General features: G+C 68.2%; 10 protein-coding genes. 9 read left to right on the forward strand and 1 reads right to left on the reverse strand.

Annotated elements, in window-relative coordinates:
- Window positions 1-240 precede the first annotated feature (240 nt).
- The 3 genes from ddaH to ABTZ59_RS12845 all read left to right on the forward strand — a co-directional run bounded on the left by ddaH (window position 241) and on the right by ABTZ59_RS12845 (window position 3,033).
- Window positions 241-1,056, forward strand: coding sequence for a dimethylargininase (ddaH, locus tag ABTZ59_RS12835; protein ID WP_351395147.1), 816 nt, complete (start codon window positions 241-243; stop codon window positions 1,054-1,056).
- Window positions 1,057-1,192: 136 nt separating this feature from the next.
- Window positions 1,193-1,738: a GNAT family N-acetyltransferase gene (locus tag ABTZ59_RS12840; protein WP_351395150.1), complete on the forward strand. Its 546-nt coding sequence runs from the start codon at window positions 1,193-1,195 to the stop codon at window positions 1,736-1,738.
- Window positions 1,739-1,923: 185 nt separating this feature from the next.
- Window positions 1,924-3,033, forward strand: coding sequence for a glycoside hydrolase family 19 protein (locus ABTZ59_RS12845; RefSeq protein WP_351395503.1), 1,110 nt, complete (start codon window positions 1,924-1,926; stop codon window positions 3,031-3,033).
- 86 nt (window positions 3,034-3,119) lie between these two features.
- On the opposite strand, the gene ABTZ59_RS12850 is transcribed toward ABTZ59_RS12845, so the two are convergent.
- Window positions 3,120-5,252: an alpha-galactosidase gene (locus ABTZ59_RS12850; protein ID WP_351395152.1), complete on the reverse strand. Its 2,133-nt coding sequence runs from the start codon at window positions 5,250-5,252 to the stop codon at window positions 3,120-3,122.
- Between the two features lie 179 nt (window positions 5,253-5,431).
- On the opposite strand from ABTZ59_RS12850, the gene ABTZ59_RS12855 reads away from it, so the two are divergent.
- The 6 genes from ABTZ59_RS12855 to ABTZ59_RS12880 all read left to right on the forward strand — a co-directional run bounded on the left by ABTZ59_RS12855 (window position 5,432) and on the right by ABTZ59_RS12880 (window position 14,527).
- The gene (locus ABTZ59_RS12855; RefSeq protein ID WP_351395155.1) at window positions 5,432-6,607 is read left to right on the forward strand and encodes an ROK family protein; all 1,176 of its coding nucleotides are present in this window, start codon (window positions 5,432-5,434) and stop codon (window positions 6,605-6,607) included.
- An 8-nt stretch (window positions 6,608-6,615) separates the two neighbouring features.
- Window positions 6,616-7,929 carry an ABC transporter substrate-binding protein gene (locus ABTZ59_RS12860; protein ID WP_351395158.1) on the forward strand — a complete coding sequence of 438 codons (1,314 nt, stop codon included), beginning with the start codon at window positions 6,616-6,618 and terminating at the stop codon, window positions 7,927-7,929.
- Between the two features lie 21 nt (window positions 7,930-7,950).
- Window positions 7,951-8,895: a carbohydrate ABC transporter permease gene (locus ABTZ59_RS12865; protein WP_351395161.1), complete on the forward strand. Its 945-nt coding sequence runs from the start codon at window positions 7,951-7,953 to the stop codon at window positions 8,893-8,895.
- Window positions 8,896-8,906: 11 nt separating this feature from the next.
- A complete protein-coding gene (locus tag ABTZ59_RS12870; RefSeq protein WP_503002740.1) occupies window positions 8,907-9,815 on the forward strand; it encodes a carbohydrate ABC transporter permease in 909 nt (302 codons plus the stop codon).
- Between the two features lie 117 nt (window positions 9,816-9,932).
- Entirely contained in the window at window positions 9,933-11,855 is a 1,923-nt protein-coding gene (locus ABTZ59_RS12875) for an alpha-galactosidase D (RefSeq protein ID WP_351395163.1), read from the forward strand.
- A gap of 203 nt (window positions 11,856-12,058) precedes the next feature.
- Window positions 12,059-14,527 (forward strand): glycosyl hydrolase family 95 catalytic domain-containing protein, encoded by a 2,469-nt coding sequence (locus ABTZ59_RS12880; RefSeq protein WP_351395166.1) that lies wholly within the window; start codon window positions 12,059-12,061, stop codon window positions 14,525-14,527.
- Window positions 14,528-14,573 lie beyond the last annotated feature (46 nt).

Raw genomic sequence — 14,573 nt, forward strand, 5'->3', positions numbered from 1 at the left:
TGGCATCGGAAGGAAGTCCTGACCTGTCGGCCCCGGGTCCGCCGGATGTCCTCGAACGGATCCGCGCGGAGTCGTCCGTGAAGGAGACGCACAGCTGCGTGGTGCGGATTAACGAGTCGCCGCTCTCCCGCCTTCACACGCAACAGAGTTGCGGTCCCACGCAACATTCCTCTCTTGATCGCGGCTCCCGGGCCTCCTTATTCTGGTGCCCCTCCCCCCGGTTCTACGAAAGGGCCGTTCATGGTGCCACGACGGACAGCGAGGAAGCGCCGTTATCTGGTGTGCCCGCCGGAGTATTTCGATGTCCGCTATGCCATCAACCCCTGGATGACATCGGAGGTGCCAGTCGATTCCGCGCTGGCGCTGCGGCAATGGGAAACCCTCGTCTCCGTATACCGGGATCTGGGACATGACGTGGAGCTGATGACACCCGTCGCCGGTCTTCCGGACATGGTGTTCGCCGCCAACTCCGCTCTGGTGCTGGATGGGAAGGTGTTCGGGGCGCACTTTCACGCGCCGGAGCGGCGACCGGAATCCGGTCACTACCGGGCATGGTTCGAAAGCGCCGGCTTCGAGGTGGGCACACCGGTCCATATCTGTGAGGGAGAGGGTGACTTCATACCGGTGGGTGGGCTCCTCCTCGCGGGGACGGGATTCCGTACGCTGCCGCAGGCGCACCAGGAGGCCCAGGAGTTCTTCGGTGTGCCCACGGTCAGCCTGCGCCTCGTCGACCCGCTCTTCTACCATCTGGACACGGCGATGTTCGCGCTCGACGACGACAATGTCGCCTATTATCCGGGCGCGTTCTCACCGGGAAGTCAGCGGGTACTGAAAACCCTCTTCCCGGACGCGGTGGTCGCGACCGCGCAGGACGCCAAGTGTTTCGGACTCAATTCCCTGTCGGACGGGCATCATGTGGTCATCGCCGAGGACGCGACCGGTCTCATCGAGGCCGTGTCGGAGCGCGGTTACCGTCCGGTCCCGGTGGATCTCTCGGAATTCCGGAAGGCCGGCGGCGGGGTGAAATGCTGTACGCAGGAGATCCGTACAGAGTAGGTCCGTACGCGCGTGATCGGCACCGCGGTGGATCCGCCGTACACGGGCGCTCATCAGGTTGAGCCCGAGTTCGGCCCGTGCTACCACTGACGGGTTCACAGAAAGCTGATCATGAAACAGCGAAGGGCTGGCAGACATGGTGCTCGGAGACCTCGTCAAGCTGCGAGCGATGGATCCGTCGGACGCCGAGGCACTGTGGCGGTGGAACCACGATCCCGACGTCATGCGCTGGATGAACGACGATTACGCCCAGCCGCTCGGCCGGGTCAGGCGGTGGCTGGAGGAGCGACCGCGCAATGCCTACGGCGAGGTGGTCTTCGGGATCGAGGCGGTCACCGACAGGCACCTCATCGGCATCGTCCAACTGCGCGAGGCCGAGCCGGAGACGGGATGCGCCAAGCTCGACATCTATCTCGGTGAGAAGGAGTACTGGGGACGCGGGTACGCCACCGACGCGATGCGGACGGTCTGCCGCTACGGGTTCGAGAAGATGCGGCTGCACAAGATCTCACTGACCGTCGTCACCGAGAACCACGCCGCGCACCGCGTCTACCAGAAGGTCGGCTTCGTCGACGAGGGCAGGCTGCGCCAGACCTTCCGACGCGATGGCCAGTGGTACGACATGTTCACGATGGGGCTGTTGGAGGGCGAACTCCGTCAGGTGTCGAAGCCGGACGCGTAGAGCGACACGGGCCGCGACGACGGCGTGATTGGTCCATACCAAACACTTGACGCGTGCTTCGCTCACACCTTGAATCAAGTAGTGAACTCCCTTGCCAGATCCCCGACTTGTGCGCGCCTCGCGAAAGGTATGACATGGGCATGAGAATTCACTGGAGACGCGTGGTCGCCCGGCGGCGCGGCTCCATGACCCGCAGGGCGGCATACGCCGCCATCGGCTCCCTCATCGTGGGCCTGCTGAGCGTGCTCCCCGCGTCTCCCGCCGCGGCGGCCACCGGCCAGATCAGCGGACTGGCGGGCAAGTGCGTCGACGTGGCGGGCGCTTCGAGCGCCAATGGCACCGCCGTGCAGTTGTACGACTGCAACGGCACCGGCGCCCAGCAGTGGAGCGTCAACTCGGACGGCACCATCCGGGCTCTCGGCAAGTGTCTGGACGTCACCGACAACTCGACCGCCAACGGAGCCGTGCTCCAGCTGTGGGACTGTAGCGGCGGCGCCAATCAACGGTGGGTCGTGACCGCCGCGCGGGACATCGTGAGTGTGGCCGCCGACAAGTGTGTCGATGTCACGGGCAACAACTCGGCCAACGGTACCCGGTTGCAGATCTGGACCTGCACCGGTGCCGGAAACCAGAAGTGGTCGGCCCCGGCCACCGGCGGCGGCAACCCGGGTCCGGGCGGATTCGTGGTCTCCGAGGCCCAGTTCAACCAGATGTTCCCGGGCCGGAACCCCTTCTACACGTACAGCGGTCTGACCGCCGCTCTCGGCGCCTACCCCGCCTTCGCCAAGACGGGCAGTGACACCGTCCAGCGCCAGGAGGCGGCGGCCTTCCTCGCCAACGTCAATCATGAGACCGGCGGCCTGGTCCACGTCGTGGAGCAGAACACCGCCAACTACCCGCACTACTGCGACTGGGGCCAGCCCTACGGCTGCCCGGCGGGGCAGGCCGCGTACTACGGCCGCGGTCCGATCCAGCTCAGCTGGAACTTCAACTACAAGGCGGCCGGGGACGCGCTCGGCATCGACCTGCTCAACAACCCCTGGCTCGTCCAGAACGACTCGGCCGTGGCCTGGAAGACCGCCCTGTGGTACTGGAACACCCAGTCCGGCCCCGGCACCATGACCCCGCACAACGCGATGGTCAACCAGCGCGGTTTCGGCGAGACGATCCGCAGCATCAACGGTTCCCTGGAGTGTGACGGGCGCAACCCCGCCCAGGTCCAGAGCCGGGTCGACGCCTACCAGCGCTTCGTCTCGATCCTCGGCACCGCACCGGGCGGCAATCTCTACTGCTGACCCCGGGGACAGGATCCCCCGGCCCGATGAAGATCCCGGGGGCCGTCCGGCCGCGGGCCGGGCGGCCCCCGTCGCCGCTCTCTCCGCTACGCCTCTTCGTCCATCCTGATCAGGTGCAGGGACGTGCTGGACCAGTCCCCGGCCGGCAGGTCGGGCGTGATCCCGTACCCGGTCAGTACCGAAGCGTGACGCACGACGCCGGTACGGGTGTCCCGGTAGCGCGCGGTGGGGTCGAGACCGGCGAGTCTGAGGGCGGGGCGCGGTGTGCCGTGGCGCGGGGCCCGCTGCCAGACCAGCACGAACGCCTCCCGCCGGTCCGCGGTGGTGTACTGCACGGCGGACGGCGCGTCGTCGACCGGACCGCGCAGCCGGCGCAGGGTGCCGTGCTGCACGATATGGCGGACCTTCTTGTACTCCGCCACCCACTCGGCGCCCTCGGCACGCTCCGCCGCGGTCCAGCGCCCGAGATCGCCGCCCACCGCCAGCACCCCCGCCATCGCGACATGGAACCGGTAACGCAGCGGCACCGAGCGGCCGGTGAGCTGGTTGGGCACATCCGTCACCCAGGCCGCCATGGTCCGTGCCGGGTAGATCTGACCGAATCCGTGCTGGATCGAGACCCGGTCCGCCGCGTCGGTGTTGTCGGACGGCCACGCCTGGTCCGTACGCGAGAGGATGGCCAGGTCCACCCGGCCACCGCCGCCACTGCATGACTCGATCCGCAGTCCCGGGTGGTCCGCGCGCAGCCGGTCGATCACCGCGTACAGATTGCGTGTGTACCGCGTCCACACCACATCCTCGCCGTCCTCGCGGCCGGGCCAGCCGGCCTCGCTGAAGGCGCGGTTCATGTCCCACTTGAGGAAGTCGATCCCGTTCTCCGCGACCAGCCGCGTCAGCCAGCCGTACGCCCACTCGGCGACATCGTCCCTGGCGAAGTTGAGCACGAGCTGGTTGCGCAGCTCGGTGCGGGTGCGGTGCGGGAAGTGCAGTACCCAGTCCGGGTGTGCGCGGTACAGGTCGCTGTCCGGGTTGACCATCTCGGGCTCCACCCAGAGGCCGAAACGCATGCCGAGCCGGTGGACCTCCTCGATCAGCGGCGTGAGCCCGTCGGGGAAGCCCTTGGCCGCGGGCGCCCAGTCGCCCAGTCCGGCCGTGTCGTCGCGGCGCCCGCCGTACCAGCCGTCGTCGACGACGTAGAGCTCCACACCGAGCTCGGCGGCCCGCGCCGCCAGCGCCTTCTGTCCGGCCTCGTCGACCTCGAAGCCGGTGGCCTCCCAGGAGTTGAACAGTACGGGGCGCAACTCCTCGGGGTGCGGCAGCACATGGGCCAGGATGTACGCGTGCCAGGCGCGGCTGGCGGCGCCGAAGCCGCCGTCGGTGTACACGGCCGCGTAGCGCGGGGTCACGTACTCCTCGCCGGGACGGAGTGGGAGTGCCGAGCCGTCGTGTCCGGCTCCGCCGGTGAAGGCGGTACGTCCGTCGGGGGTGCGCTGCACGGTGACCTGCCAGCTTCCGCTCCACGCCAGGGCCGCGCTCCACACCTCGCCCCGGTCCTCGGTGGCGTCGCCGGCGTCCAGCATCAGCCAGGGGTTCGCGTGATGGCTGGTGATGCCCCGCCGACTGGTGAACACGGTCTCGCCGTGCGGTACCGGCTCCCGGTGGAGCACGCCCTCCGCCGACCACTGTCCGGTGACATGGCTGATCCGGTAGTCGTCGCGCGGCGGCAGGGTCCAGGCCGCGGAGTCCGCGCGGCGCAGCGAGACCGGCTCCCGTCCGGTGTTGCGCAGCACGGTCCACCGTTCGATGACATCGGTGTCCTCGTGGACGCGGTAGTGCAGGGTGACCGAGAGCGGGTAGTGGCGGTCGCGGAACTCCAGGGCCAGCTCGGCTGTTCCGGGCGCCGGTGCGCTGGTGCGATGGCCGACGGCCCGCCACTCGAAGGCGCGGGTGCCGTCGGCGAACCGTACCCGCAGGGAGGGCGCCCCGTACCGGGCCCCTCCGTCGACGGGCAGTTCCTCGCCCGCCGCCGGACGGCCCTCGAAACTGCTGATCTCCACGGCCGGAGGAGGTACGAGCTCCCCGGCCGCCGCGAGGGTCAGCCGCGGTCCCCACGCGAGGTGGCAGGGCGCTCCCGTGTCATCGATCCGCAGCGCGTACGACGTGCGCGCGGTGGAGAGCAGCCAGACCCCGGAGGCCGGGGCGAAGGAGATCAGAGACATTGATCCTCGCGTTCGATTAGCGCCACAGGAGAGGTGAGCAGCCAACCTCTCCTTCGATCAGCTGTCAACACCTGGGGTGAATCTGGCTTTTACAGGTTGGTGGTACCCCCAGAAGACCCTTCACATGAAGTCTGTTTCTTTCATTGACAGCAGAAAAGAATCAACCTAGCTTTCCGGCCATGCGCTCCACCACTCCTCATGAGGCGGTCCCGGCGACGACGCCGGCCGCTTCCCTCGTCTTCACGACCGTGCTGTCCCACGGCCCGCTCACCCGGGCCGAGATCGGACGGCGGGCCCGGCTGTCCCCGGCCGCGGTCACCAAGGCGGTGCGCCCGCTGATGGAGGTCGGGTATCTGGTCGAAGGGGTGGACGAAGGCGCGCCGCCCGCTCTCGGACGTCCGGCCAACCTGGTACGGGTCGACGCGGGCCGGGCGCTGTTCATCGGGATCAAGGTGACGGGCGACGAGATCATCGCCGTCCTGGCCGACCTGTGCTGCCATATCCGGGTCGCCCGGCATGTCCGGCTCACGGACCGTGAGCCCGCGGCGGTGCTCCCCGCCCTCACCGCGCTGGTGCGCGAACTGCTCCTGGAGGCCGATGGCTTCGGTGTGCGGGTGCGGGGGCTGGGCATCGCCGTCTCGGGTGATGTGGACCGTACGGACGGTGTGGTGCGCTACTCGCCGTTCCTGGAGTGGCGGGACATCCCGCTCGCCGAGATCGTCGGAACCGCGACCGGTCTGCCGGTCACGGTCGACAACGACGTACGGGCGCTGACGGTCGCCGAGCAGTGGTTCGGGGCCGGGGTCGGGCTCTCCGACTTCGCCCTGGTGACCGTGGGCGCCGGCATCGGCTGTGGCCTGGTGGTGCATGGCCGGGTGGTGTCGGGCGCGCATGGCGTGGCCGGCGAGATCGGGCATCTGTCCATCGACCCGCTCGGTCCGCCGTGCCACTGCGGCAACCACGGATGCGTCGAGGCCATCGCGGCGGACCCGGCGATCCTGCGCGGGGTCCGGGAGGCCACGGGCAAGCCCGTGACCACCGCGGCCGAGGCGCTGGAGATGGCCCACGGCGGGGACCCCGGGGTCCGGGAGGTCTACGCGCGGGCGGGCGAGGCCATCGGCAGGGCCATCGGATCCGTGGTCAATGTCCTCGGTCCGGAGCGAGTGATCATCTCCGGCGAGGGCCTGGCCGCGTACGACTTGTTCGCCGAGGGCATCCGCGACGCGTTCGCCGCGTCCGCCTTCGGCACCGCCGCGCAGTGCGACGTGATGACACGTCCCCTGCCCTTCGAGGAGTGGGCGCGCGGGGCCGCGGCCACCGCGATCCAGTCCTTCATCGGATCCGACACGCAATAGGAGTAGCGATGACGCTGCAGAGCCGCACCCACCGGTCCCCCGCGGGTCCAGACCGCAGAAGGGTGGTCCAGGGGCTGTTCGGTGCCGGGGCCGGGGCCCTGGCCATGCCCGCCCTCACCGCCTGCGGCGCGGGGGCCGCGTCCGACCCGAAGACGGTGACCTTCGGCTCGAACGGCGCGGACGCCACACCGAAGAAGGCGTACGCCGCGGTGACCGACGCCTTCGAGAAGGACAGCAAGCTCACGGTCAAGACGAACACGGTCGACCACGACACGTTCCAGAAGAGCATCTCCACCTATCTCCAGGGCACCCCGGACGATGTCTTCACCTGGTTCGCCGGCTACCGCATGCAGTACTTCGCCAAGAAGGGCCTCGCCAGCCCCATCGACGAGGTGTGGGAGACGATAGGCGCCGGCTACAGCGACGCCGCCAAGCAGCTCTCCAAGGGTGAGGACGGGAAGTACTACTTCGTCCCGCTGTACAACTACCCGTGGGCCGTCTTCTACCGCAAGAGTGTCTTCCAGCAGTACGGCTACGAGATCCCCGTGACCTGGAGCCAGTTCACCGCCCTGGCCAAACGGATGAAGAAGGACGGGCTCTCCCCCATCGCGTCCGGGTACGGCGGCGGTGACATCTGGAGCATCCTCGGTGCCTTCGACTATCTCAACCTGCGCGCCAACGGCTACGACTTCCATATGTCCCTGATGCGCGGTCAGGTCTCCTGGACCGACAAGCGCACCGCCAGGACCATCGACCTGTGGCGCGAGCTCACCCCGTACTACCAGAAGGGCGCGGGCGGGCGCTCCTGGCAGGACGCCGCACAGTCGCTGCTCGACAAGAAGTCCGGCATGGCGATCATCGGTCTCTTCCTGGGGCAGCAGGTCACCGACGAGTCCCTGCGCTCCGACATCGACTTCTTCCCGTTCCCGGAGATCGACCCGGCATACGGCCAGGACGCGGTCGAGGCGCCCACCGACGGCTTCATGCTGAGCCGCAAGCCGAAGAACCCGGACGCCGCACGCCAGTTCCTCGAATTCCTCGGCGGTGCCAAGGCCGAGAACCTCTACATGGGCGTCGACCCGAGCAATGTCGCCGTCAACTCCGCCGCCACCACCGGCTCGTACAACGCGCTCCAGAAGAAGTCCGCCGAACTCATCGCCGGCGCCAAGCACATCACCCAGTTCGGGGACCGCGACAGCGACCCGGGTTTCATTTCCACGGTGGTCGAACCGGGCTTCACCGAGTGGCTGAACCACCCCGACGACGGTTCGGCCGTGCTGAAGAAGATCGAGTCGCAGCGCTCCCGCTTCTTCACGGCCTGATCCCACCGGAGAGGTTCCACCATGTCCTCCGTGCGTACCGCGCCCGGGTCCCCGTCGCGCGCGCAGTCCCGTCCTCGCCGGCTCGGTCCTGGTGACCGCCTCTTCCTGTCGGTGGTCGTCGGCATCCCGCTGATCGCCCTGCTGGTCTTCGTGTGGCTGCCGGCGCTGGCCTCCATCGGTCTGTCCTTCACCAGCTGGGACGGTCTGAGCCTGTCCGACATCCACTGGGTCGGACTGGACAACTACCACCAGATCTTCACCAACTACCCGCCGTTCTGGCCGGCCGTCCAGCACAACGTGATCTGGCTGCTGTTCACGGTGCTGCTGCCCGCCCCGTTCGGGGTCTTCCTCGCCTACCAGCTGGACCGCAAGATCCGCTTCACCCGGATCTACCAGACGGCCATCTTCATGCCGATGGTGCTGTCCCTGGCGGTCGTCGGCTTCATGTGGGAGATCATCTACAACCCGGACAACGGGCTCCTGAACGGGGTGATCGGCGCCGTGTCGTCCGGTCACCACATCGACTGGCTGGGCAATCCCGACCTCAATCTCTGGGCCGTACTGGTCGCTTCCGGCTGGCGGCACACCGGCTACATCATGATTCTCTATCTGGCGGGTCTCAAGGGCTTCGACCCGGCCCTGAAGGAGGCCGCCGCGCTCGACGGCGCCAATGGACGCCAGACCTTCCTGCGGGTGGTGCTGCCGGCCATGAAGCCGGTCAACATCATCGTGGTGGTCGTCACCGTCATGGAGTCCCTGCGCGCCTTCGACATCGTCTACGTACTCGGCGGCGGCACCGGCAGCAAGCCCGGCATGGAACTGCTGTCCCTCCTCATCACCGACAACATCATCGGTGAGTCCAGCCATATCGGATACGGGTCCGCCCTCGCGGTCATCCTGCTCCTCGTCTCCCTCGCGGCGATCGGCGCCTTCCTCTTCCAGACCTTCCGCAAGGAGGACCAGTGACCGCGACCGTCATGCCGCCGGCCCCCCGGTCGCACCCCCCGCTGCCACGGACCACCGAGGCTCCCCGGGGGCCGAAGCGGGAAACCGGACGGCATCTCATGCTCAGCGGCATCGCGCTGCTGTGGCTCGTTCCGCTGCTGTGGGCCGTCTACACCTCGCTGCGGCCCTACTCCGACACCACGAAGCACGGCTATCTGTCCTGGCCGCGCGATATCGGTCTGGGGAACTTCGCGGACGCCTGGAACCAGTCGGGGATGCCGCGCTTCTTCTGGAACTCGGTGCTCATCACCATTCCGGCCGTCCTCGGCACCCTGCTGTTCGCCGCGGCGGTGGCCTTCTTCGTCTCGCGGTTCGACTTCCGCTGGAACATCGCGCTGCTGATCCTCTTCACCGCGGGGAACCTGATCCCCGCACAGGTGCTGATCACACCGCTGTACCGGCTGTATCTGCTGGTACCGCTGCCCTCGTGGATGAGCGACTCGCTCCTCGTCTACAACTCGCTCTGGGGCATCATCTTCATTCATATCGCCTACCAGTGCGGCTTTTGCACCTTCGTCCTCAGCAACTACATGAAGACGATCCCGAAAGAGATCTTCGAGGCCGCCCTGGTCGACGGCGCTCCGGTGTGGCGCCAGTTCTTCCAGATCGTGCTGCCGCTGTGCCGGCCCGCGTTCGCGGCGCTCGCGACGCTGGAATCCATCTGGATCTACAACGACTTCTTCTGGTCCCTCGCGCTGATCGAGACCGGTGACAAGCGTCCGATCACCTCGGCCCTGGCCAATCTGGAAGGCCAGTACTTCACCAATCCGAACCTCATCGCGGCCGGCGCCCTGCTGACCGCGATCCCCACCCTGCTGGTCTACTTCGCGCTCCAGCGCCAGTTCATCAGCGGGCTCACCATCGGCTCGGGCAAGGGCTGAGCCTCGGCCCGGGCAAGGGCTGAGCCTCGGCCCGGCGTACCACGGCCCCGCTCTCCCGACCGGCACCCGGTTCCACCCGCGCGATCCCCGTGACCCGACAACAGGAGGTGCGACCCCATGCGGTCATCCTCGTACCCCGCCCCGCCGGCAGCCCGGACGGGCTCCCCGCGCCGGACCATGAGAACCATGCTGGTCCTGGCCGTCACCGCCGGTCTCGCCATGGCCGTGCCCGCCGCCGAGGCCACGTCTCCCGCCGGGAACACGTCTCCCGCCGAGGCCACGTCTCTCGCCGGGGACGCGGCGACGGCCTCGTCCGTGGCCGAAGCCGAGGCGGTCAACGCTGTCGGTGCCGCCGGCGTCGCCGACATCGCCGCCAAGCCCTATATGGGCTGGTCCAGTTGGAGCATGCAGTCCTCCAAGTACCCGGGGCTGAACCCGGACGGCGACTACAGCTATCTCACCGAGGCGAATGTCCTGAAGCAGACGGACGCCCTCGCCGCCAAGCTCAAGAAATACGGCTACGACCGCGTCAACATCGACGCCGGCTGGTGGCGCGACAACGACTGGAAGCCCGGCTTCGACCAGTACGGGCGGCAGACGAACGACCCGGTGCGGTTCCCCCGCGGTATGAAGCCGGTCGCGGACCATATCCATGCCAAGGGCCTGAAGGCGGGCATCTACCTGCCCGTCGGTCTGGAGAAGGAGGCGTACGGCGAGGGCAAGGTGCCGATCTGGAACGCCCCGGGCTGCACCACCGCCGATATCGTCCACCCGGACCTGCGGACCACCAACGGCTGGGACAGCTCCTACAAGCTGGACTTCGCCGATCCGTGCGCACAGAAGTACATCGACTCGCAGGCCCAGTTGTTCGCCGACTGGGGTTATGACTTCCTCAAGCTGGACGGCGTGGGTCCCGGCTCGTTCAAGTCCGGTGACAACTACAACAATGTGGCCGATGTCGCCGCCTGGCAGAAGGCCATCGCCGCCACCGGGCGCCCGATCCACCTCCAGCTCTCCTGGTCGCTCGACATCGGCCACGCCGCCGACTGGAAGCGGTACTCCAACGGCTGGCGCATCGACACCGATGTCGAGTGTTACTGCAACACGCTGGTCACCTGGGAGAACTCGGTCAACGACCGATGGGACGACGCCCCCGCGTGGAGTGACAAGGCGGGCCCTGGAGGCTGGAACGACCTCGACGCGATCAATGTCGGCAACGGCGAGATGGACGGCCTCACCAAGGCCGAACGACAGAGCCATATGACCCTGTGGGCCATCAGCAAGTCGCCCCTCTACACCGGTGACGACCTCACCAGACTGGACAGTTACGGCATCTCGCTGCTGACCAACCGGGAGGTCATCGCCGTCGACCAGAGCGATTCGCCCGTGGCGCGTCCGGTCACCCCGATGGGCGACCAGCAGGTCTGGGGCACCAAGAACTCCGACGGCAGCTACACCGTCGCCCTGTTCAACCTCGGTGACTCACCGGCCTCCGTCACCGCCCACTGGGCATCCTTCGGGTTCACGGGCAACGCCGCCGTGCGCGATCTCTGGAACAAGGAGAACCTCGGGCCCCACCAGAACAAGATCACCGCGGCGCTGCCCGCACACGGCTCCCGACTGTTCACGGTCAGGCCCGGTGGCGGGACGCTGCCCACCACCGGTTACGAGGCCGAGTCAGCGGCGAACACACTGACGGGCAACGCCTCCATCGCCGGATGCGACGCCTGCTCCGGTGGGAAGAAGGTCGGCAACCTCTACACCGGTGGCACGCTGCGGTTCAACGACATCACCGTGCGGAAGGACGGGATCTACACCGTCCGGGTCGGCTATGTCAGCGGCGACGCCCGCTCGGTGACGGTCTCCTCCAACAGGGGCAACGGCTCCAGTCTGAAGTTCCCCTCCACCGGCGACTGGGGCACGGCGAAGACCGTCAGCGTCCAACTGGCCCTGAAGGCGGGCACCAACACCATCACCTTCGACAGCGGCGGCGGATACGCGCCCGACCTCGACAGGATCGACGTACCGCACTCCGTCTGACCGGTCCGACCAGGTCCTGTCCGGTCGGACAGGACCTACCCGCGCGGGGCCCGGTGACAACGACCCGGGCCCCGTGCCGGCCCCCGCGGTGTCCCTGACCGGCCCCGGCCCCGGCACCACCGACTGATCCCGCGACATCACACCGACGGTCCGCGGCCGTCGATCCCGCCTGCGCGTTTTCCCGGATATGGAGTACACACCCCGTGGACATCCCGCACACCGCCTCTCCGTCGCCCTCCCCCGACGACCGCCCGACCCCCAGCCCGCCCCCCAGTCCGAGGCACAGCCCGAGGCACAGCCGCAGAGGTTTTCTCGCTCTCACCGCCGCCGGCGCGGCCACCGCGCTCGGTGCCCTGCCCGCCTTCACCGCCTCGGCGGCGCCGCTCCGCCCCACCGAGTCACCCTCGCTGTCACCGGCCGACGCCGCGCGGAACCAGCTGTGGTGGGGGGCGCCCGGCGACGCCGGCTCGATGATCGAACAGGGGCTGCCGGTGGGGAACGGACGCCTCGGAGCGCTCGCGAGCAACGACCCCGCCGCCGAACTCCTCCTCCTCACCGATGCCACCCTGTGGACCGGCGGGCTCAATGACACACTTCAGAGCGACGGCCAATTCCCTTACGGGCGTGATGACTTCGGCTCCTTCACGCTGCTCGCCGAACTCAAGGTCAGCCTTCCGGACCATGACCTGGGGCGCGTGCACAACTACCGTCGCACCCTCGACCTCGCCCAGGGTCTGGTCACCACCTCGTACGATCTCGCCGGTGTCGGCTACCGGCGGCAGATCTTCGCCAGCCGCCCCGATGACGCCATCGTCCTGTACTTCTCCCAGCGCGGCGGTGGCACGTACACCGGCACCATCACCCTCGCCGGCACCCACGGCGAATCCACCGGCGCCAACAGTGCCCGGCGGTACGCGTCGTTCGGTGCCTCCTTCGCCAACGGTCTGAAGTACGGCGCGGCCGTCACCGCCCACAGCGGCACCGGCACGGTCCGGGTGCACGGTACGTCGATCACCTTCAGCGGCTGCCAGGACCTCACCGTTGTCGTGAGCGGTGGCACCAACTACGCGCCCGACGCCGCCGCGGGTTTCCGTAACCCTTCGCTGGAACCGGAGCGCCTGGCCAGGACCAAGGTCCTCGACGCGGCCGGCCACTCCGCGAGCAGCCTGCTGCGCACCCATGTCGCCGACTTCCGGGCCGTGTTCGGGCAGTTCGACATCGATCTCGGCACCTCGTCCGCCGCGCAGCGTGCACTGGACACCTGGGAGCGGGTGCGGGCGCGCGACCGCGACGGTGTCCCCGATCCGGAACTCGAAGCCGCCTACCTCCAGTTCGGCCGCTATCTGATGATCTCCGGATCGCGGGGCAGCCTGCCGCTCAACCTCCAGGGTCCCTGGCTCGACGGCAACGACCCGGACTGGATGAGCGACTATCACACCGACATCAACATCCAGATGAACTACTGGCTGGCCGACCGGGCGGGGCTGTCCGACTGCTTCGACGCCTTCGCGGACTACTGCCTCGCGCAGCTGTCCTCCTGGACGGATGTCACCCAGCGGCTGTTCAACAGCCCGGCCAACAGATACCGCAACTCCAGTGGCAGGGTCGCCGGCTGGACGGTGGCCATCTCCACCAACCCGTACGGTGGTGGCGGCTGGTGGTGGCACCCGGCAGGTAACGCCTGGCTCTGCCAGAACCTCTTCGAGCACTACGAGTACACCCAGGACCGCGCGTACCTCGGCAAGATCTACCCCCTCCTCAAGGGCGCCGTGGAGTTCTGGGAGGCCCGCCTTCTCGCCACGACCGTCACCGACGCGTCCGGCGCCCCGCGCGAGGTCCTGATCGCCGACAGCGACTGGTCGCCCGAGCACGGCCCGCTCGACGCCAAGGGCATTACATACGCCCAGGAACTGGTGTGGAACCTGTTCGACAACTACCGCGCCGCGACCGAGACGCTCGGCCGGGACACCGGCTACGGCAGGACCGTCGACCGGCTGCGGGAGCGGCTGTATCTGCCCGGTGTCAGTCCGAAGACGGGCTGGCTGGAGGAGTGGATGTCCCCGGACAACCTCGGCGAGACCACGCACCGGCATCTCTCCCCGCTCGTGGGACTCTTCCCCGGCGACAGGATCCGCCCTGACGGCTCCACCCCGAAGGAGATCGTCGACGGGGCGACGGCCCTCCTCGACGCGCGCGGCATGAACAGCTTCGGCTGGGCCAACGCCTGGCGCGGCCTGTGCTGGGCGCGGCTGAAGGACGCCGAGAAGGCTTATCAGCTCGTCGTCAACAATCTGAAGCCGTCGGTCAACGGCGGCAACGGCAGCGCGATGAACCTCTTCGACATCTACGAGGTCGAGCAGGGGCGTGGCATCTTCCAGATCGACGCGAACTTCGGCACCGCCGCCGCGATCACGGAGATGCTGGTCTATTCGCGGCCGGGGCATGTCGAGCTGCTGCCCGCGCTGCCCGCGGCGTGGGCGGCCTCCGGTTCGGTGTCGGGCGTGGGGGTCCGTGGCGGCTTCGTCGCCGACGTCAGCTGGCGGAACGGCAAGGTCACCCGCGCGACGCTGACGAGTGTGGGCGGTCGTGGCACGACCCTCGTCTCCGGTGGCATCACGCGCGAGATCAGCCTCAAGCCCGGTGAGTCCGTCACCCTGCGGAACCTCGGATGAGGGACAACTCGGGGCCTCTCGGGGGCCGGTGGATACGGTCCGTCCA

This window comes from Streptomyces sp. NPDC094034, from assembly GCF_040303865.1.
Classification (GTDB): domain Bacteria; phylum Actinomycetota; class Actinomycetes; order Streptomycetales; family Streptomycetaceae; genus Streptomyces.

Bases quoted from the DNA above. Each gene is read 5' to 3' on its own strand.
- ddaH (WP_351395147.1), top strand. From the start codon at position 241: ATGGTGCCACGACGGACAGCGAGGAAGCGCCGTTATCTGGTGTGCCCG.
- ABTZ59_RS12840 (WP_351395150.1), top strand. From the start codon at position 1,193: ATGGTGCTCGGAGACCTCGTCAAGCTGCGAGCGATGGATCCGTCGGAC.
- ABTZ59_RS12845 (WP_351395503.1), top strand. From the start codon at position 1,924: ATGACCCGCAGGGCGGCATACGCCGCCATCGGCTCCCTCATCGTGGGC.
- ABTZ59_RS12850 (WP_351395152.1), bottom strand. From the start codon at position 5,252: ATGTCTCTGATCTCCTTCGCCCCGGCCTCCGGGGTCTGGCTGCTCTCC.
- ABTZ59_RS12855 (WP_351395155.1), top strand. From the start codon at position 5,432: ATGCGCTCCACCACTCCTCATGAGGCGGTCCCGGCGACGACGCCGGCC.
- ABTZ59_RS12860 (WP_351395158.1), top strand. From the start codon at position 6,616: ATGACGCTGCAGAGCCGCACCCACCGGTCCCCCGCGGGTCCAGACCGC.
- ABTZ59_RS12865 (WP_351395161.1), top strand. From the start codon at position 7,951: ATGTCCTCCGTGCGTACCGCGCCCGGGTCCCCGTCGCGCGCGCAGTCC.
- ABTZ59_RS12870 (WP_503002740.1), top strand. From the start codon at position 8,907: ATGCCGCCGGCCCCCCGGTCGCACCCCCCGCTGCCACGGACCACCGAG.
- ABTZ59_RS12875 (WP_351395163.1), top strand. From the start codon at position 9,933: ATGCGGTCATCCTCGTACCCCGCCCCGCCGGCAGCCCGGACGGGCTCC.